Here is a 20,031-nt window from a genome sequence, read left to right as displayed (position 1 = left end):
GCGCTGCGGCGCAGGGCGGAGCTGAGCAGAATCGAGAGGGTGGCTCCCACCCCCGCGTCCATTTCCCGCACTGCGAGCGTCGCCTTGGCTTACTTCACCTGGAAGGAAACGGGCCTGACGGCCGATTGCGCCAGCCTCGAGGCGATGGCAGCCCGCTTTGAGGAGGCCGCCGGCCTGATGCGGCGCATGGCGCAGGAGGGCTTCCAACTGGAGCGCCACAGCGACGGCCAGCACATCACCCACGCCGATGCACAGGTGTTCGAGGCCTATGGCTTCGTGAGCGAGGAGCCTCCGGTGCGCCAGCTCGACCTGATCGCCGATTCCTGACCGGGCCGGGCTGATGGCGGCGTTTTGATCGGGGCGCTCCGTCGGGGGCCTGCTGGCTGAAGCAGTGGGTCGCGGCGGGGAGGTCGCGGCGCTCAGGAGCGCCGCAGGAAGCCCACCAGCCACACGATCACGAACGCCAGCGAAGAGAGGCCGAGATAGATCAGCACACCGTTCTGCAGGCCGTCGATGGTCCATCCGAACGGCAGCCCATCGACGCCGTCACCGGTGGACGCGAAGGCCAGAACGGCGGACGAAACGATCAAGGCAGGCGGGGCCGACACACTGCTCTTCTAGCAGGGCCAAGCGGGGGAGCAGGATCAAGGGCACCTGCCCCCCCGTGATGACGGCGCCCACCTTCCCTCGCACCCTGATGCTGCTGGGCAGCGGCGAGCTGGGCAAAGAAGTGGCCATCGCCGCCCAGCGCCTCGGTTGCCGCGTGATCGCCGTCGACCGCTATGCCGGTGCGCCCGCCATGCAGGTGGCCGATGCGGCGGAGGTGATCCCGATGACCGATGCGGCGGCGCTGCTGGCCGTGGTGCGGCGCCACCGGCCGGATCTGGTGATCCCGGAGATCGAGGCCCTGGCCGTGGATGCCCTGGCTGAACTGGAGGCGGAAGGCGTCACCGTGATTCCCACGGCACAGGCCACAGCCGTGACCATGAACCGTGATCGCATCCGGGATCTGGCCTCCGGCACCCTGGGCCTGCGCACCGCCCGCTTCGCCTATGCCAGCAGCGCCGAGGAACTGGCCGCCGCCGCCGCGCCGCTCGGTTGGCCCGTGGTGGTGAAGCCGGTGATGAGCTCCTCGGGCAAGGGGCAGAGCGTGGTACAGGGCCCCGAAGGCATCGCAGCGGCCTGGGATGCGGCGCTGGCGGGCGCGCGCGGGGCCGGCGCGCGGGTGATCGTGGAGGAGTTCCTGCAGTTCGAGCAGGAGATCACCCTGCTCACAGTGCGGCAGTGGAACGGCCCCACGCTGTTCTGCCCGCCGATCGGCCACGTGCAGGAACGGGGCGACTACCAATGCAGCTGGCAGCCCGCCTGCCTCGCACCGACTCAGCTGGAGGCAGCCCAGGCCATGGCCTTGAAGGTCACCGATCACCTGGGCGGTGCCGGACTGTTCGGCGTGGAGTTCTTCCTCACCGGTGCTGCCGGCTCCACGGACCCCGGTGCGGTGGTGTTCTCGGAACTCTCGCCCCGGCCGCACGACACGGGCCTGGTGACGCTGGCCGGCCAGAACCTCAGCGAGTTCGAGCTGCACCTGCGCGCCGTGCTGGGGCTGCCGATCCCCGCCATCCAATCCACCGGTCCCGCTGCCAGCCGGGTGATCCTGGCCGGCCAGCAGCTCAACAGCGTGGCCTACACCGGCGTGGCGGCAGCCCTGGCCGAACCCGACACCACCGTGCTGCTGTTCGGCAAGCCGGAGGCACGGCCCCACCGGCGCATGGGTGTGGCCCTGGCGCGCGGCACCGATCTGGCTGAGGCAAGGGAGCGGGCCGATCGCGCCGCCGCCCGGGTGGAGGTGGTGGCAGGTCCCTGACCTGGCCAGCCAGGGGAATGGGTTTTATGGTGCGGCCATCGGAAACCTCAATGCCCAAGGCCCAGTCGCGTCGTAGCCCTCTCTCCGTCACGGCCCGGGTGCAAGACCTTGGGTCGACGGCTGACCCTGGCGCTGGCCTTCAAGATGGCGCGCCGGCGGAAGGTGCACAGCGCCGGGGCAATGGTGGCAAGAGCCCCCGTCGCCGTCTGCATCGCCCCTCTGCGCTGCTGGGTCTGGCCTGTGGAGTGGGCCTGAGCCTGCTCGTCACCGGGCCCCTTCCCCAGCTGCTGAGCTCCTTGATGGCCGGGCTGATGAGAGCGGCCCCCTCGGTGAGCAGCCTGGTGGCGCCCCTCGGCCTCGACCAGCACCGCATCGTGGTGCTGGGCACCGATCACGTGGCCGCCAATACCGATGTGATGTTCACCGTGGAGGTGCAGGACGGCATCACCCGGCTGACCCAGGTGCCGCGGGACACCTTCATCGAATCCGACCAGCACGGCGTGCTGAAGGCCAATGCCCTCTATGCCATGGGTGGTGTGGAGGAAGTGAAGGCACAGCTCACCAGCTTGCTTGGCACTCCGGTGGACCGGTACGTGCTGGTCAACCTCGATGCCGTGCAGAAGCTGGCCGATGCCCTGGGCGGTGTGGAGGTGGATGTGCCCAAGCGGATGTACTACACCGACAGCCGCCAGGACCTTTACATCGACCTCTACCCGGGCGTGCAGCTGCTCAAGGGTGAAGCCCTTGAAGGCTTCCTGCGCTACCGCAACGATGAACTGGGCGATCTCGGCCGCATGGAGCGTCAGCAGATGGTGCTGCGGGAAGTGTTCAGCAAGCTGGCCCAGCCCGGCACGGTGGCCCAGTATCCGGCGCTGATCAAGCTGGCCGGCGAGAACGTAAAAACCGATCTCACGCCGATGGAGCTGGGCGCCCTGCTCTCCACCATGGGCTCCACCAAGCTCAGCACCAACCGCCTGCCGGGGCGGCTCTTCTGGCAGGACGACCTGAGTTACTGGATGCCGGACGCCAACACCAACCATCCGGCCAGCAGCGACAGCGAAGAACCGCCGGCTTTCTGAGCGCACCGGCTGCCGGCCCGCTCCAGTTCAGCCTCAGGGGGTGCGCTCACGCAGGGCGCCGGTCACGTCCACCAGGGGAATGGTGGTGTCGCCCCAACCATTGGCTGGCAGCAGTTGCGGGACACCCGAGCGCGGGGCGACCGCAGGCCCGGCCGCATAGGCAGCGTTGGTCCAGGCCAGGAGCAAGCCGCGCAGCACCCCACCACCCACCTCGTAGGTGGAACCGAGATTGAAGTGATCGCCGCCTTTGGCCAGCACGAGGCTGTGCCCACCGCCGGCATTGCGCGCCTCCAGGGACATGGGCGTGATCGCCTCAGGCCCGGCGGGCACCACCCAGTCACGGCTGCCGCTCACCAGCAGCACGCGGCTGGAGATGGACTGGGCCGCACCGGAGGCGAACAGCAGCGACATGGGCGGACTGACCGCGACCACCGCCTTGATGCGGGGATCCGCCAGCGCGGCGGTGTTGGCGGAGGTGAGGAAGCTGCACTGCAGGATCCAGCTGAGATTTCTGGAGGGATCGAAGGGGTCGTTGCAGAACTCGGTCAGGCGGGTGTCGCTGGGCCTGGCACCGGCCAGCTGCAGCACGGTTGTGGCGCCCCACGACTGGCCCATGGCCACCACGGAGTCGGTGCGGATGCCGGGCGGCAGGCCCAGGCCACCGGCGGCGACGGCATCGATCACGGCGCTCACATCCAGGGGCCGCATCCGCAGCTCCTCCGGGCCCGGAGGCGGCACCTTGCCGGAGAGCATGGCGCTCTGCTGCTGCCGGTCGCTGCCGGGGTGGCGGGGCAGGAGCACGGTGTAGCCATGGCTGGCGAGATGGCGCCCCCAGCCCTCAAAGCTTTCCGGGCTGTCCCACAGACCGTGGGAGATCACCACCAGACGGTTGTTGGCGCCTGTGGTCGGGCGGACCACCACCACGGACAATGGCTGGGGCCGGTAGGCCACGGGGATCGTCAGCTCAGCGCGTTGCGTGGCCAGTGGACCCGCTGAGCGCAGGGCCGGATCTTCCGCCGCCGCCGGCTGCGCGGCCAGCAGGGTATCGGCCGGCTGCTGCTGCCGCGCCAGCCGCTGCACGGCGAACAGGGCGCGGCTCAGATCGAGCGTGGCCGTTTTCCCGGGCAGGGCCCGCAGCACGGTGAGCATGGTGAGCGGACCCTTGGCCGCCGCCTGGTCGAGCACCCTGGAGAGGTCTTCGCCGGTGAACGGCTCCGGCAGCCCGTCGATGCCGCCGAGCGCTGACACCAGCAGCAGGGCCTGGTTCAGCAGGGGCGAGGTCGCGGAGGTATCGACCACAGCCGTCACCTGCAGCGGCAGCGGGGCATTGAAGAGGTCAACGAACTTGCGGCCCACCGCTCCATCGGTGGCCCGGTCCAGCTCGGCCAGGTCGCTGTTGCCGGCCAACAGGCTGGCAGGGCTGCTGAGCTCGCTGAGCTCCACCGTGAAGTCGGTTTCCAGCAGCGGCAGCCGCATCTGCACCCGCTCCAGCGCCTGGGCGCGGGAAGGCGCCAGGGCGAGGCCCCCCACCAGCCCGGCAACGGTCAGCAGGGCGGTTGCCGCCGGCTTGAATCGACGCTGGGCCACGACGTTGGAGCGGTGATGCCTCCATGATCCCCTCCCGCTGGCCGTGGCTCGGTTGGTGGTGATGGCTTCAGGCCGAAAGGGCCTCCGGTGGATGCTGAGCCAGCACCTGCTGGAGGTAGCGACCCGTGTGGCTGGTGGGATGCTCCGCCACCTGCTCCGGCGTGCCGGCCACCACGATCTGCCCCCCCTTGTTGCCGCCTTCGGGGCCCAGATCCACCAGCCAGTCGGCACAACGGATCACATCGAGGTTGTGTTCGATCACCACGATCGAGTTGCCCTTGTCCACCAGCCGCTGCATCACATCCATCAGCTTGTGGACGTCGTAGAAGCTCAGGCCGGTGGTCGGTTCATCGATCAGGTAGAGGGTTTTGCCGGTGGCCCGCTTGGAGAGTTCGGTGGCCAGCTTCACCCGTTGGGCTTCACCGCCGGAGAGGGTGGGAGCGGGTTGTCCCAGCTTGATGTAGCCCAGCCCCACATCCACCAGGGTGCGCAGCCGGTCGGCCGCCTGGGGAATGGCGCTGAACACGTCGGCTGCCTGTTCCACCGTCATCTGCAGAACGTCGGCGATCGTGTGGCCTTTGTAGGTCACCTGAAGCGTTTCACGGTTGTAACGCGCCCCCTTGCAGACATCGCACTGCACATACACATCGGGCAGGAAATTCATCTCGATCACATTCACGCCCTGGCCACTGCAGGCCTCGCAGCGCCCACCTTTCACGTTGAAGCTGAACTGGCCCACCTGATAGCCGCGGGCCTTGGCCTCCACCGTGGCGGCGAACACCTGGCGGATCGGATCGAAGGCACCCGTGTAGGTGGCGGGGTTGGAACGGGGCGTGCGGCCGATCGGGCTCTGGTCGATCACGATCACCTTGTCGATCGACTGAATGCCTCGCAATTCATCGAGACCGGACGGGAACGGCACCTTCAGGCCCAGCTTGTGCTCGAGCGCCGGGTGGAGGAGTTCGTTGATCAAGGTGCTCTTGCCGCTGCCGCTCACCCCGGTGATCGCCACCAGGCGGCCGAGCGGGATGTCGACATCGAGCCCCTGCAGGTTGTTGCGAGAGCAATTGAGCAGCGAGAGCTTGCGGCTGCTGCTGGTGCGCCGCTCGGGCGGGGTCGGAATCGAGCGCCGCCCACTCAGGTAGGCCCCCGTGAGTGAGTCCTCCTCCGCCAGCAGGTTCTCGAGCGTGCCCTCGGCCACGATGCGGCCGCCGTGCACGCCCGCGCCCGGGCCGATGTCCACCAGGTGGTCGGCAGCGCGGATCGTGTCCTCGTCGTGTTCCACCACGATCAAGGTGTTGCCCAGGTCGCGGAGCCGGAAGAGGGTGTTGAGCAGGCGGTCGTTGTCGCGCTGGTGCAGGCCAATGCTGGGTTCATCCAGCACGTAGAGCACGCCGGTGAGCCCGGCGCCGATCTGGGTGGCGAGGCGGATGCGCTGGGCCTCTCCGCCGGAGAGGGTCATGGCCGGGCGGTCGAGGCTGAGGTAATCGAGGCCCACATCCAGCAGGAAGCGCAGGCGCATGCGGATCTCACGCAGCACCAGATCACCGATCTGGATCTGGCGGGGATTGAGCAGGGGGTCCGCCCCTTCCGCCTCCCCGACCCCCATCAATGACTCGATCCGCTGCAGCGTGTCGGCGACGCTCACATTGGTGAGATCGGTGATCGCATACGGCCCCACCTTCACCGCCAGCGCCTCAGGACGGAGCCGCAGGCCATGGCAGGTGCCGCAGGGAACCAGATCCAGATACTTCTCCAGCTTCTGGCGGATCGCCTCGCCGCTGGCGTCGCGCAGCTGCCGCTCCAGGATCGGCAGGATGCCTTCGAACGGGCGCAGGTAGCCCTGGCTCTTGGTGTAGCGGCTGTCGGTCTTGATGGCGATCGGCTCAGGGCTGCCGTGCAGCAGCAGTTGCTGCTGGTCTTTGGTGAGTTGGTTCCAGGGCTGCTTGATCTCGAAACCGAAGGCTTCCCCCACGCTGAACAGCAAGGAAAAGTAGTAGCTGTTGTCCTTTTCACTCCAAGGCGCCACCGCCGCATACACCGGCAGGGCGGGATCGGGCACCACCCGTTCCTCGGTGAACTTGCGCAGATGGCCGAGGCCATGGCAATCGGGGCAGGCGCCGTAGGGGCTGTTGAACGAGAACAGCCGGGGGGAGAGCTCTTCGATCACAGCGCCGTGCACGGGGCAGGCGAAGTTCTCGGAATAGAGCCGCTCACGCTCCACCCCTTCCGGCAGCTGCTCGCCGGTCTTGGGGACCACCTCCACCAGCGCCAGGCCGTCGCCGCGCTTGAGGCAGGTGCGCAGGGAGTCGGTGAGCCGTTCGTTGATGCCCTCACGCGCCACCAGCCGGTCGACGACCACCTCGATGTTGTGTGCGTGGTTCTTGTCGAGCTCGATGTTGTCGGAGAGTTCGCGCACCTCGCCGTTGATGCGCACACGGGCGAATCCTTCGGCCACCAGGCCGCTGAGCAGCTTGGTGTGGGTGCCCTTCTTGCCCCGCACCACCGGCGCCAGCAGCTGGTAGCGAGTGCCCTCCGGCAGGGAGGAGATCCGGTCGACCATCTCGTCGATGCTCTCGGGCCGGATCGAGCGGTCGCACTGAGGGCAGTGGGGTTCGCCGGCGCGCCCGAACAGCAGGCGGAGATAGTCCTGAATCTCCGTGACCGTGCCGACGGTGGAGCGAGGGTTGTGGCTGGTGGACTTCTGGTCGATCGAGATCGCCGGGGAAAGCCCCTCGATCGCATCCACATCGGGCTTGTCCACCTGACCGAGGAACTGGCGCGCGTAGGCGGAAAGGCTCTCGACGTAGCGGCGCTGCCCTTCGGCGAAGATCGTGTCGAAGGCCAGCGAGCTCTTGCCGCTGCCGCTCACACCGGTGAACACCACCAGCCGGTTGCGCGGGATGGTGAGATCCACGTCCTTGAGGTTGTGCTGGCGGGCGCCACGCACACGGATCACGTCCTCGAGGGCGCCGCCGTTGAGGGAGCGCAGCTTCGCCGCCTCTTCCTTGTCAAGGGCCGGGACCGTGGTGCTGGCTGTGGTCGACGTGGCGTCAGGCTCAGACGATGTGCCCTTGGGCCCAGAAACGATGCTCGCGCGGGGCATCCGGCCTCGTCTAGAGCGTCTGAGTCTACGGGTGTCTCCTGATGGGCAGGGTGGCGCCCCTCGACGGCAACGGAAACGGCGCTCCGCTCAGCTTCGCTCCAGCAGCCCGGCCGCGTAGCGATGGGCCTCACCGAAGTCGCCCCCGGCCAGTTCCGCCAGCTCCTGCTGACGTGCCTGGGTGTCCCGCAGCGGGCGCACCCGGGTGAGGGTGCGGCCCGCCTCCACCGCCTTGCTCACCTGGAAATGGTGATCGGCAGCGGCGGCCACCAGCGGCTGATGGGTCACACAGAACACCTGGCGCTGGGCAGCCAGCTGGCGCAGCAGCGCGGCGATGGCGCCACTCACGCGGCCGCTCACGCCGCTGTCGATTTCATCGAACAGCAGGGTGACGCCCGGATCCGCCGCCGCCAGACAGGTTTTCAGCGCCAGCAGGAAGCGGCTCATCTCGCCACCGGAGGCCACTTCCCGCAGGGGAGCCAGCGGCTGGCCAGGGTTGGCGGAGAACAGAAAGGTGACCGCATCGGCCCCCTCCTCCGCCGGGGGCGTCGGCTCGATCGCCACCGAAAAGCGCACATCGGCCAGGCCCATCGGCCGCAGCGAGGCCGTCAGCTGCTCCTCCAGCTGCCGCGCCGCCCGCTGCCGCTGGGCGCTGAGCTGGCTGCAGGCCTGATCCCGCAGCAGGCGGGCCTGCTGCTCCTCGGCCTCAAGAGCTTCGAGGGCGGCGGCAGCCCCACCACTGAGGCGCATGCGTAGCTGGTCGCGTTGCTCGATCAGCCCCGCCAGATCGCGGCCGTGGCGGCGCTCCAATCCCTTGAGCAGGGCCAGCCGCTCCTGCACTGCTTCCAGACTGGAGGGATCGCTGTCGAGGGCACCGCCATAGCGCTCCAGGTCGCGGGCCAGGTCCTGCACGTGCTGCAGCGCTTCGCCGCAGCGTTCCACCAGGGGCCCGAGGCTGGCGTCGAAGCCGGCCAGCTGTTGCAGCACCTGTTCGCAGGCGGCCAGATGGTCGAGCGCTGCCGGGGCCTCTTCAGCCCCTTCCACCAGCCGGCCCAGCAGCAGCATCACGCCTTCCTGCAGCCGCACCGCATGGGCGAGGCGGTCCTGGTCCTGCTGCAGCCGCAGGCGTTCGTTGGGGTCGTCGAGGGCGGCAGCCTCCAGCGCCTCGAGCTGCTGGCAGGCCTCCTGCCGTTCCCGCTCCAGCCGGTCGCGGTCCGCCCGAGCCTGCTCCAGCCGAGCGGCCGCCTGGCGCCAGCTGCGCACCGCCTGCCGCACCGGCCCCAGGCAGGTGGCCAGCGCGTCACCACCGCAGCGGTCCAGCCATTGACGCTGCTGGCCGGGACGGGCCAGTTCCTGGGTCTGACCCTGCACGGTGAGGTCCAGCAGCAGGGGCCGCAGCTCCAACAGCTGCTGGCGGTTCACCACCACGCCGTTGATGCGACTGCGGCTCTGGATGCGCTCGACGTTGCTGCGCCATTCGCGGCTGAGCACCAGGTCCACCGGTGGGTCGGCAGGTTCGTCTCCGTTCTGATCGAGGCCATCGGATCCGGCACCGGCAAGCTGCTGATCCAGCTGCTGCTGCTGCAGCCAGGCCTGCACCGGCGCGGTGGTGGTGAACTGGGCTTCGATCAGGCTCCGCTCGGTGCCCTTGCGCAGCAGGCGCATGCCGGAGCCGCCGCCCAGCAGGGCATCGAGGGCATCGAGCAGCAATGACTTGCCGGCACCGGTTTCACCGGTAAGCACGGTGAAACCCGTGGAGAACTCCAGCTCCAGGCTCTCCACCAGCGCGATGTTCTCGAGGCGCAGTCCCGTGAGCACCCGGTGCCTCAGCCGTCTGCCCGACCGTAGCGACGCTGAGATTCGTTTAGAAGGGGTTGATCGATCTGCCCCGTGATGGTTCGCTCCGACCATGTGAGCACCCCTGCGGAGCTCAGCGACTTCATCGAAGCCGCCGGCCTGCTCAGCTACGACCCGGCGGCGATCACCCGCCTCTACGCCGGTCACCCCCGGCGTCTGCTGCTGCGGCTCTGGCAGACCCTGATGCCTATCAGTCTGTTCCTGGTGGGTGTGGCCGTCGATCGCTTCACCGGTCTGCTCAGCAACCCCGACCGGGCCCGGGAGCGGGCGCGCGAATGCGCCCAGCTGCTGGTGGCGCTCGGTCCCGCCTTCATCAAGGCCGGCCAGGCCCTCTCCACCCGGCCCGACATCGTGCCGCCGGTGCTGCTGGAGGAGCTGGCCCAGCTGCAGGATCAATTGCCCGGTTTCGACGGTGCACTGGCCATGGCCTGCATCGAAGAAGATCTGGGTGCGCCCGTCTCCGAGATCTACGCCCAGCTCGATCGCGAGCCGATCTCCGCCGCTTCACTCGGCCAGGTGCATAGGGGCACGCTCAAGGACGGCCAGGCGGTGGCGGTGAAGGTGCAGCGCCCTGGTCTGCGCGAGCAGATCACGCTCGATCTCTACATCGTGCGCAACATCGCCGCCTGGATCAACCGGAATGTAGGCCTGGTGCGCAGCGATCTGGTGGCCCTGATCGATGAACTGGGCAAGCGGGTATTCGAGGAGATGGATTATCTCAACGAAGCCAGAAACGCCGAAACCTTTGCCAGGCTCCACCAGCACAACCCGAACATCGCCGTACCGGCCATCTATCACGAGGCCACCAGCCGCCGCGTGCTCACGATGGAGTGGATCGATGGGGTGAAACTCACCAATCTGGAGGCGGTGCGCTCGCTCGGCATCGACCCCGACCACATGGTGCAGATCGGCGTGAACTGCAGCCTGCAGCAACTGCTGGAGCACGGCTTTTTCCACGCCGATCCCCACCCCGGCAATCTGCTGGCCCTGCCGGATGGCCGCCTGGCTTACCTGGATTTCGGCATGATGAGCGAGGTGAGCCGCGAATCGCGCACCGGGCTGATCCAGGCGGTGGTGCACCTGGTGAACCGCAACTTCTCAGCCCTCTCCACCGATTTCGTGCAGCTCGGTTTTCTGGGCGAAGAGGTGAATCTGGAGCCGATTGTGCCGGCGTTCGAATCGGTGTTCGGCCAGGCCCTGGAGATGGGAGTGAGCCGGATGGATTTCAAGGCGGTCACCGACGATCTCTCCGGGGTGATGTACCGCTTCCCCTTTCAGGTGCCGCCGTACTACGCCCTGATCATCCGCTCGCTGGTCACGCTCGAAGGCATTGCTCTGAGCGTGGATCCGGAGTTCAAGATTCTCGGTGCGGCCTACCCTTACTTCGCCCGCCGGCTGATGGAGGATCCGGATCCGGATCTGCGCCGCAGCCTGCGCGAGATGCTCTTCGATGGTGAGGAGTTCCGTTGGCAGCGGCTGGAAAATCTGATCAGCAGCGCCTCCCTCCAGGATCAGCTGGATGTGGAGGGTCTGCTGGATCAGGTGCTCGATTTCCTCTTCTCGCCCAAGGGAGGCATGCTGCGCCAGCAGCTGGTCGATGCGATGGTCGACCGGCTCGATGCGCTTGGCTGGCGGGCCGTGCAGGCGATGGGGCGGCGGCTGCCGAAACGGCTCCAGCCACCGGGCCTGCGGGGCATGGAGCGAATGAGTGTGATCGACGCCCAGTTGCTGGATCTTGAACCCGTGCAGCAACTCCTGGTGGTGCTGCGCGATGTGCCGGGCTTCGAACCCCGTCTGCTGCTGCGCCGGCTGCCACGGTTGCTGGCGGAACCCGACCTGCGCCGCATGGGGCTGCAGCTGGCCCAGGGGTTGGCGGAGCGGGGGGTGGTGCGCCTGCTGCGCGACGTGCTGGTGTCGCCGGAAACCCGTCGAGCCGCTGGAATGGCACCGGTCGGCAGCTTCTAGGATCAGCGTCCAGCCAGGGAGTTTCAGTTGCGCATCCGCCCCAACGTCCTGGGGGTCCTGCTCGGGCTCTCGCTGAGCACGGCCGCTCCGAGTCTTCAGGCGGCCGAGCAACTGGTTTTCGTCAGCGGCGCCTTCCGGCGCTCGATCCCGGTCGCTGATCTCGACCATCTGGCCGCCACCGGCCAGGCACGCGGCCTGCTGGCCGACGTGCTCAAGATCGGCCGCCAGAACCCGGAAGATGTGGCACGGCTGCTGAACCAGAAGATCACCCTGCCGCTGGTGCTCACCAGCCGTCTGCTGTCCACCCGCATCGGCGAGGCGATTCTGCAGCGCCTGGCGGGCATCTTCGCGCCGTTGCGGGCACCGGGCACCGGCGTTCCGGCGCTCCGCTCCGCCCTGATCATCGGCATCAGCAACGGCAACGGCACCCTCACCCCCACAGGCTTTCTGAGGGCCTACCCCGCCAACGAGCTGGCGATCAACATCCCGGCCCTGCTCAGCCTGGTGGGCAAAACCAATTCGATCACCGATCTGGTGCGGTTCTTCTCCGAATCCCCGCTTGACGGCCTGCGGGAGGGCAATGAACGGCCCTCCGGCCCCCCGGCGCCGTCCACCAGCCCTCCAGCCAGCGCCCCAGGCCAACCGCCCGCCAGCGCACCCGATGCCAAGGGCTCCTGAATCGCTCCAGGACCCAAGGCCAGCTCTCAGGGCGTGAAGCCCTCTCGGCGCTTCTTAACCGCCGCGTAGATTCGCCACAGCCTGCTCCGTCGCGCCCGTGCCGCTGCTCTCTGCCCTCAGGCGCCTGGGCGCGAAGCCCACGCTTCAGGACTGGCCGGGGCTGATCGAGGCCTACCGCCCCTGGCTGCCGGTCAGCGACCGCACGCCGGTGATCACGCTGCGCGAAGGCGCCACCCCGCTGATCCCCGCCCCGGCGATTGCGGCGCGCGTGGGCCGCGGCGTGAAGGTGTTCCTCAAGTACGACGGCCTCAACCCCACCGGCAGCTTCAAGGACCGGGGGATGACGATGGCGGTGAGCAAGGCGCGCGAAGCCGGCGCTGAAGCGGTGATCTGCGCGAGCACCGGCAACACCTCCGCCGCGGCCGCGGCCTATGCCAAGCGCGGTGGCATGCGCGCCTTCGTGCTCATCCCCGATGGCTACGTGGCCCAGGGAAAGCTGGCCCAGGCGCTGATGTACGGCGCCGAGGTGCTGGCGGTGAAGGGCAACTTCGACCGGGCGCTGGCGATCGTGCGCGAGGTGGCCGACAGCTACCCCGTCACCCTGGTCAATTCCCTCAACCCCTTCCGGCTGCAGGGCCAGAAGACGGCCGCCTTCGAGGTGGTCGATGCGCTTGGCGATGCCCCCGACTGGCTGTGCATCCCGATGGGCAATGCCGGCAACATCAGCGCCTACTGGATGGGCTTCCAGGAGTACCGGCAGGCCGGGCACAGCCAGCGGCTGCCCCGGATGATGGGCTTCCAGGCCAGCGGCTCCGCCCCCCTGGTACTGGGCCACACGGTGGAGCAACCGGACACCATCGCCACGGCGATCCGCATCGGCAACCCGGCCAACCGCGAGAAGGCCCTGGCGGTGCGTGAGCAGAGCAACGGGGCCTTCCATGCGGTCACCGATCAGGAGATCCTGGAGGCGTACAAGCTGCTGGGCCGGGAGGAAGGGGTGTTCTGCGAACCCGCCAGCGCCGCTTCGGTGGCCGGCCTGCTGCAGCGGGCAGCGGAGGTGCCGGCAGGAGCCACGGTGGTCTGTGTGCTCACCGGCAACGGCTTGAAGGATCCCGGCACCGCGATCGATCACAGCGACGGCGCCTTCCATGCCGGCCTGGCGCCGGAGGTGGACGTGGTCGCCAAGGTGATGGGCTTCTGAGACCAGGGCTGAAGCCCATCTGATCAACCAGGAGCCCCCGCCCACGGCCTTTCGTGGGCGGGGGTTTTTGGCGTTCGGGCACGGACAGCGCCGCTGGAGAGCCCTGAAGCGGCCGGAAGCGTGGCGTTTTGATATCGGCCGGTGAACAGACCGTCCCAGGGAAAAACGGGGGGCCAGCGGTGGAAAAGTGCGGCTGAATCTGGGCCCCGAACAGAGCGTCGGTTTTCCTCAGGCAGGGAAAACGTGGAAAAGGGGAAAACGTGCGGTTTCCGTCAGCGGTTCTCCCCATGCCTGTTGAGCCAGATCCCTTGCTGCAACTAGCATTTTGGGTTTCTCCCCGATTTCCACACCCCCTACGACTACGGCTGTTTTTCTCTTTTTTCTGAAAGAGAGAACTTCCGTAGAAGGATCGCGGAAAACGGGCGTGGAAAAGGGCGCTGACGGTCGTCCGCCGTTGCGGATCGCCCCGGCTTGTGGAAGCGTGGTGGGGCCCGAAAAGGGCATCCCACCCGGAGTCTCGAAACGATGAAGCTGGTCTGCTCCCAGGCGGAACTGAGCGCCAGCCTTCAGTTGGTCAGCCGCGCGGTGGCGGCCCGCCCGACCCATCCGGTGCTGGCCAACGTGCTGCTCACCGCCGATGCCGGCACCGGCCGGTTGAGCCTTACCGGCTTCGATCTCAATCTCGGCATCCAGACGAGCCTGCCTGCGGCGGTGGAAACCAGCGGCGCGATCACGCTGCCGTCCCGCCTGTTCGGCGAGATCGTTTCCCGGCTCTCCGCCGACAGTCCGATCACCCTGGAGTGCCCCGAAGGCCAGGAGCAGGTGGAGCTCACCAGCTTCTCCGGCAGCTACCAGATGCGCGGGCTGTCGGCGGAGGATTTTCCCGACCTCCCACTGGTGCAGACCGGCGCTCCGATCCGGCTGGAAGCGGACGCGCTGATCAAGGGCCTGCGCGCCACCCTGTTCGCCAGCAGCCCGGATGAGGCGAAGCAGTTGCTCACCGGCGTGCATCTCGGCCTGGAGCACGACGGTCTCGAATGCGCCGCCACCGACGGCCACCGCCTCTCGGTGCTGCGTCTCGACAATGCGGCGGCCGCTGCTGCCGGTGCGGGCCCCGGTAACGGCGCAACGGATGCGGAAGAGGCGCCGAGCTTTGCGGTCACGGTGCCGGCCCGCTCCCTGCGCGAACTGGAGCGCCTGCTGTCCTCCCGCCAGTCGCAGGAGCCGGTGAGCCTGTTCAGCGAACGCGGGCAGGTGGTGTTCGTCTGGGCGGATCAGGTGCTCACCAGCCGCAGCCTCGACGGCACCTATCCCAACTACGGCCAGCTGATTCCCGCCTCCTTCAGCCGCACGCTCGAGCTCGACCGCCGCGCCTTCGTCAACGCCCTGGAGCGGGTGGCCGTGGTGGCCGATCAGCACAACAACGTGGTGAAGCTGAGCAGCGACCCATCCGCCGACATCCTGCGCATCAGTGCCGACGCCCAGGATGTGGGCAGCGGCTCGGAATCCTTGCCGGCGCTGGTGAAGGGGGACGCGATCGAGATCGCTTTCAATGTGCGCTACGTGCTCGATGGCCTCAAAGCGATGACCGCCGACCGGGTCGAGCTGCGCTGCAATGCCCCCACCACGCCCGCCGTGCTGGCGCCGCTGGAGGATCCGAGCTTCACCTACCTGGTGATGCCCGTGCAGATCCGCAGCTGATGCCGTGAGCCTTCCCGCTCAGCTGCTGCTCTCCGACCTGCTGCGCCTGCGGGTGCGCTGCGATCAGGGCCTCGACCACGGCCCCGGACTGATGGGCTGGATGCACCCGCCGGTGCACCGCCTGCTCGGCTGGGCCAGCAAGCCCTCCGCCTTCGGCACCCGCCGGCTGGTCTGGCGCCTCGACCAGCTGCGCGGCCTCGGTGAACTGGAGGCATTGGTGCTGGGCGAACCGGCCGTCACCGATCCGGCCACGCTCGAACGCCTGCCCACGCTGTTCGATGCCGCCTTGACCGGCGCTGGGGGTTCCGTGCTGGGCACGGTGGCGGATGCGGCCGTGGAGCTGCGCAGTGGGCGCATCCTGCACTACCTGGTGTCGCGCAGCGATCCGCGTCTGCCGGGCACCAGCCGCTGGCGCCTCACTCCCGATCGGATCGTCGATCAGCAGCCCGGCCAGGTGCTCACCGGCCTCGGCGGCCTCGACGACCTGCCGCTGGCCAAGGCCAGTGTGCGGCAGGAGTTTCTGCGCCGCTCACGCCGCTGGCGGGATCAGGTGGGTCAGGAGACCACCCGGATCAGGGATCAGTTCCAGGAGGTGGGCGGACGCTTCGAGGAACGGCTGGAAGGCTGGCTGGAGGAACCCCCCTGGCAGGAGCCGCAGCGGGACGGTCCGCCCTGGCAGGACGCCGATTCCGGCCGCCGTCAACCGGACGGCGACCCGCTGGACGACTGGGACGACGACGATCGTCTGGAGGATCGCGACGACGGGCCCAGGGCCTGGGACTCGCCTGAGGACGATCCGGAGCTCGAACCGGACACGGACCGCTACCGTCGGACCCAGCCTGTCAGCGAGGGACCGTCCCGGCGGGGCAGCCGCTACGACAGCGACACGGATCCCTGGGTCTGAACCTGCCGATCCCCCGGCGGCCGTGGGCGCTCGCTCGGCCAGACTGCGCTTTCCTGCCTGCGGCCGCCTGGTGTCCTCCCCCTCCTTTCCGCTTGCCGAAGCTCTGCGCAAGGAGGGCCTCAGCCAGGCGGACTACGACGAGATCGTGCGGCGGCTGGGCCGGGCACCGAACCGCGCCGAGCTGGGCATGTTCGGGGTGATGTGGTCGGAGCACTGCTGTTACCGCAACTCCCGCCCCCTGCTCGGCCAGTTCCCCACCACCGGGCCGCGCATCCTGGTGGGGCCCGGTGAGAACGCCGGCGTCGTCGACCTGGGCGAGGGTCAGCATCTGGCCTTCAAGATCGAAAGCCATAACCACCCTTCGGCCGTGGAGCCCTTCCAGGGCGCGGCCACCGGTGTGGGCGGCATCCTGCGCGACATCTTCACCATGGGCGCGCGCCCGATCGCGCTGCTCAATGCCCTGCGCTTCGGTCCGCTGGAGGATCCCCGCAATGTGGGGCTGATGGAAGGCGTGGTGGCCGGCATCGCCCATTACGGCAACTGCGTCGGTGTGCCGACGGTGGGAGGGGAGGTGGCCTTCGATCCCAGCTACAGCGGCAACCCGCTGGTCAACGCCATGGCCCTGGGGCTGATGGAAACCGAGGAGATTGTGCGTTCGGGTGCGGCGGGCGTGGGCAATCCGGTGGTCTACGTGGGCAGCACCACCGGCCGGGATGGCATGGGCGGGGCCAGTTTTGCCTCCGCCGAGCTCACCGAAGCCTCCCTCGATGACCGCCCGGCGGTGCAGGTGGGGGATCCCTTCCTGGAGAAGGGGCTGATCGAGGCCTGCCTGGAAGCCTTCCAGAGCGGCGATGTGGTGGCCGCCCAGGACATGGGCGCCGCCGGCCTCACCTGCAGCTGCTCGGAGATGGCTGCCAAGGGGGGCGTGGGTGTGGAGCTCGATCTCGACCGCGTGCCGGCCCGCGAAGACGGCATGACTGCCTACGAGTTCCTGCTGTCGGAATCGCAGGAGCGCATGTTGTTCGTGGTGCGCGAGGGCCGCGAGCAGCCGCTGATGGAGCGCTTCCGCCGCTGGGGCCTGCAGGCCGCGGTGGTGGGCCGCGTGGTGGCCGAGAACGTGGTGCGGGTGCTGCAGCACGGCGCGGTGGCCGCCGAAGTGCCGGCCAATGCCCTGGCCGACGACACCCCGATCAACCACCACGAGCTGCTCGCTGCCCCGCCCGCCGAGATCCAGGCCCACTGGCAGTGGAGCGAGGCCCAGCTGCCGCCCGCCGACACCGCCGGTATCACCCCGGCGGGCCAGTCACCGCTCAGCTGGAACCAGGTGCTGCTGGCCCTGCTCGACACGCCCACGATCGCGAGCAAGCGCTGGGTGTACCGCCAGTACGACCACCAGGTGCAGGGCAATACCGTGATGCCCCCCGGCGGCGCCGACGCGGCCGTGGTGCGGCTCCGGCCTCAGCAGGGGCCTGGCTCGTTGCTGCCGGCCCAGCGCGGCGTGGCGGCGGTGGTGGATTGCCCCAACCGCTGGGTGGCCCTCGATCCGCAGCGGGGCGCGATGGCGGCGGTGGCCGAAGCGGCCCGCAACCTCAGCTGCGTGGGGGCCGAGCCGTTGGCCGTGACCGACAACCTCAATTTCCCTTCCCCCGACCACCCCACCGGCTACTGGCAGCTGGCGATGGCCTGCCGCGGCCTGTCGGAGGCCTGCGCCGCGCTCGGTACACCGGTCACCGGCGGCAACGTCTCCCTCTACAACGAGACCCGCCTGCCCGACGGGCGCCTGCAGCCGATCCATCCCACCCCCGTGGTGGGGATGGTGGGTCTGGTGCCCGATCTTGCCCGTGTCACCGGCCAGGCCTGGCGCGCGGCCGGTGATGCCATCTGGCTGCTGGGTGTGCCGCTGGCGGGCGACGATGACGCCGACGAGCGGTTCGGGCTGGCGGCCAGCGGCTACCTGGAGTGGATCCACGGGCTCAGCACCGGCCGGCCGCCGCGCACCGACCTGGCGCTGGAGCTGGCGGTGCAGGCTCTGCTGCGGCAGGCGATCGCCCAGGGGGTGGTGACTGCCGCCCACGATCTCAGCGACGGCGGCCTGGCGGTGGCGGCGGCCGAATGCTGTCTCGCCTCGGGTCTGGGCGCGCAGCTGGAGTTGCCGGCGGGCACGGCCCGGGCCGACCGGCTGCTGTTCGCCGAGGGCGGCGCCAGGGTGCTGGTGAGCGTGCCGCCGGCCCAGGCCCAGGCCTGGCAGGCGTTGGTGGAGCAGGCGCCGCGGAGCGGTGCCGCCGGCTCGCCGCCAGCCTGCCAGCGGTTGGGCCAGGTGCAGGCTGAGGCGCTGCTGAGCATCGAGCGGGGCGGCACGACGTTGCTGGCGCAGCCGCTCGATGTGTTGGGGCTGGCTTACGAGCAAGGGATTCCCCGCCGCTTGGCCGGCGGGGCCTGAGGCAGACTGTCAACGCAGTCGGTCAGTGGTCAGGCCTGTGGTTCGCGCGCACCCCAGGCAGCACCCCTCCCCGTCACCGTCCGGCCCCCATGGCGCCAGCTCGCCTGCGCTGGGTGACGGGTCCAAACACGCACAAGCCATGACCGCTCCTGCCGTGGCTGCTGAACCCGGTGCAGCAGCAGCGGCGGCAGAGCGTCCCGATCGCATGGAGGAGGCCTGCGGCGTGTTCGCCGTCTATGCCACCGGCCAGCCGGTGGCGAACCTCACCTACTTCGGCCTCTACGCGCTGCAGCACCGGGGGCAGGAGTCGGCTGGGATCGCCGTGTTCAACGGCGCCAAGATCCGGCTCCACAAAGACATGGGCCTGGTCAGCCAGGTGTTCGATCAGGACGTGCTGGAGCGCATGCCAGGCGACCTGGCGATCGGCCACAACCGCTATTCCACCACCGGCAGCAGCCGGGTCTGCAACGCCCAGCCGGTGGTGCTGATGACCCGCCTCGGGCCCTTCGGCCTGGCGCACAACGGCAATCTGGTCAACGCCAACGAGTTGCGCGAGGCCCTCGACCATCTCGCCGGTGAATTCACCTCCACCACCGATTCGGAGTTGATCGCCTTCGCGCTTCAGGAGGCCGTGGATGGAGGTCTGGGCTGGAGCGCCGCGATCCGTCAGGCCGCCGGCCGCTGCCGCGGCGCCTTCAGCCTGGCGATCGGCACCCCGGACGGTCTGTTCGCCCTGCGCGATGGCTATGGCGTGCGCCCGCTGGTGTTCGGCCATATGGGCGACAAGCACCAGGGGCAATGGGTGCTCAGCAGCGAAACCTGCGGCCTCGACATCATCGGCGCCTCCTACGACGGCGATGTGGGCCCCGGCGAACTGATTCACTTCCGGGCGGGCGAGCCGGTGCCTGAGCGGGTGCGCTGGATCGAGGAGCCGGCGAAGCTGTGCGTCTTCGAGATGATCTACTTCGCCCGGCCCGACAGCCGCTTCTTCGGCGAATCCCTCTATAGCTACCGCCATCGCATCGGTGAGATGCTGGCGCGCGAATCCGCCGTGGAGGCGGACATTGTGATCGGCGTGCCCGATTCCGGTATCCCTGCTGCCATCGGCTTCTCCAAAGGCAGTGGCATCCCCTTCGCCGATGGGCTGATCAAGAACCGCTATGTGGGCCGCACCTTCATCCAGCCCACCCAGGCGATGCGGGAGGCGGGCATCCGCGTCAAGCTCAATCCCCTGCCGGATGTGCTCTCCGGCAAGCGGGTGATCGTGATCGACGACTCAATCGTGCGCGGCACCACCAGCCGCAAGCTGGTGATGGCGCTGCGGGATGCGGGCGCCACCGAAGTGCACATGCGCATCAGTTCGCCGCCGGTCACCCATCCCTGCTTCTACGGCATCGACACCGACAACCAGGAGCAGCTGATCGCTGCCCGGCTCACCCTTGAAGAGATCACAGCCCACCTCGGCGTCGATTCGCTCGCCTATCTCAGCCAGGAGGGAATGCTGGAGGCCGCCCACGACCATTCCTCCCATTTCTGCACCGCCTGCTTCGATGGCAACTACCCGATTCCCATGGACGACGCCGTCCGCTCCAGCAAGCTGATGCTGGAGCCCTCAGGCCTGGCGGCCACCAAGCCCTGAGCCTTGCTGCCGG

14 protein-coding genes are annotated in these 20,031 nt (G+C 68.7%); 10 read left to right on the top strand and 4 right to left on the bottom strand.

Translation table 11 applies throughout. From position 1 onward, the window contains the following. Positions 1–84: 84 nt before the first annotated feature. Entirely contained in the window at positions 85–327 is a 243-nt protein-coding gene (locus KBY86_RS10430) for a hypothetical protein (protein ID WP_094511206.1), read from the top strand. Positions 328–419: 92 nt separating this feature from the next. Here the strand turns inward: KBY86_RS10430 and KBY86_RS10425 are convergent, their stop codons facing one another. Next, positions 420–590, bottom strand: coding sequence for a cytochrome B6 (locus tag KBY86_RS10425; protein WP_255141040.1), 171 nt, complete (start codon positions 588–590; stop codon positions 420–422). A gap of 77 nt (positions 591–667) precedes the next feature. On the opposite strand from KBY86_RS10425, the gene purT reads away from it, so the two are divergent. Beyond that, positions 668–1,864: a formate-dependent phosphoribosylglycinamide formyltransferase gene (purT, locus tag KBY86_RS10420; protein WP_255141039.1), complete on the top strand. Its 1,197-nt coding sequence runs from the start codon at positions 668–670 to the stop codon at positions 1,862–1,864. A gap of 50 nt (positions 1,865–1,914) precedes the next feature. Continuing rightward, positions 1,915–2,943 carry an LCP family protein gene (locus tag KBY86_RS10415; protein ID WP_255141038.1) on the top strand — a complete coding sequence of 343 codons (1,029 nt, stop codon included), beginning with the start codon at positions 1,915–1,917 and terminating at the stop codon, positions 2,941–2,943. Between the two features lie 33 nt (positions 2,944–2,976). Here KBY86_RS10415 and KBY86_RS10410 read toward each other — a convergent pair whose 3' ends face one another. The 3 genes from KBY86_RS10410 to recN all read right to left on the bottom strand — a co-directional run bounded on the left by KBY86_RS10410 (position 2,977) and on the right by recN (position 9,451). After that, positions 2,977–4,530, bottom strand: a complete 1,554-nt coding sequence (locus KBY86_RS10410; RefSeq protein ID WP_255141037.1) for a dienelactone hydrolase — start codon at positions 4,528–4,530, stop codon at positions 2,977–2,979. Between the two features lie 67 nt (positions 4,531–4,597). Beyond that, on the bottom strand, positions 4,598–7,636 hold the full coding sequence (gene uvrA / locus KBY86_RS10405; protein ID WP_233132864.1) for an excinuclease ABC subunit UvrA: 3,039 nt from the start codon (positions 7,634–7,636) through the stop codon (positions 4,598–4,600). A gap of 87 nt (positions 7,637–7,723) precedes the next feature. Beyond that, a complete protein-coding gene (recN, locus tag KBY86_RS10400) occupies positions 7,724–9,451 on the bottom strand; it encodes a DNA repair protein RecN (protein WP_255141036.1) in 1,728 nt (575 codons plus the stop codon). A gap of 75 nt (positions 9,452–9,526) precedes the next feature. Between recN and KBY86_RS10395 the strand changes: the two genes are divergently transcribed. From KBY86_RS10395 to purF, 7 genes are all read left to right on the top strand, one after another. Then, entirely contained in the window at positions 9,527–11,455 is a 1,929-nt protein-coding gene (locus KBY86_RS10395) for an AarF/ABC1/UbiB kinase family protein (protein ID WP_255141035.1), read from the top strand. A 27-nt stretch (positions 11,456–11,482) separates the two neighbouring features. Then, positions 11,483–12,133: an alpha/beta hydrolase gene (locus KBY86_RS10390; protein WP_255100460.1), complete on the top strand. Its 651-nt coding sequence runs from the start codon at positions 11,483–11,485 to the stop codon at positions 12,131–12,133. 97 nt (positions 12,134–12,230) lie between these two features. Continuing rightward, a complete protein-coding gene (gene thrC, locus KBY86_RS10385) occupies positions 12,231–13,334 on the top strand; it encodes a threonine synthase (RefSeq protein WP_255141034.1) in 1,104 nt (367 codons plus the stop codon). Positions 13,335–13,859: 525 nt separating this feature from the next. Beyond that, entirely contained in the window at positions 13,860–15,035 is a 1,176-nt protein-coding gene (gene dnaN / locus KBY86_RS10380) for a DNA polymerase III subunit beta (RefSeq protein ID WP_094511200.1), read from the top strand. Positions 15,036–15,039: 4 nt separating this feature from the next. Then, a complete protein-coding gene (locus tag KBY86_RS10375; protein WP_094511199.1) occupies positions 15,040–15,939 on the top strand; it encodes an RNA methyltransferase in 900 nt (299 codons plus the stop codon). Between the two features lie 70 nt (positions 15,940–16,009). After that, complete coding sequence (purL, locus tag KBY86_RS10370) at positions 16,010–18,379, top strand: phosphoribosylformylglycinamidine synthase subunit PurL (RefSeq protein ID WP_399221402.1); 2,370 nt, start codon at positions 16,010–16,012, stop codon at positions 18,377–18,379. Between the two features lie 139 nt (positions 18,380–18,518). Further along, entirely contained in the window at positions 18,519–20,018 is a 1,500-nt protein-coding gene (gene purF / locus KBY86_RS10365; RefSeq protein WP_094511198.1) for an amidophosphoribosyltransferase, read from the top strand. Positions 20,019–20,031 lie beyond the last annotated feature (13 nt).

The sequence above is a fragment of the Synechococcus sp. Lug-A genome, from assembly GCF_024345655.1.
Lineage (GTDB): Bacteria > Cyanobacteriota > Cyanobacteriia > PCC-6307 > Cyanobiaceae > MW101C3.
Note: the sequence above shows the minus strand (reverse complement) of the source record. Positions and strands in the feature narration are given on the sequence as shown.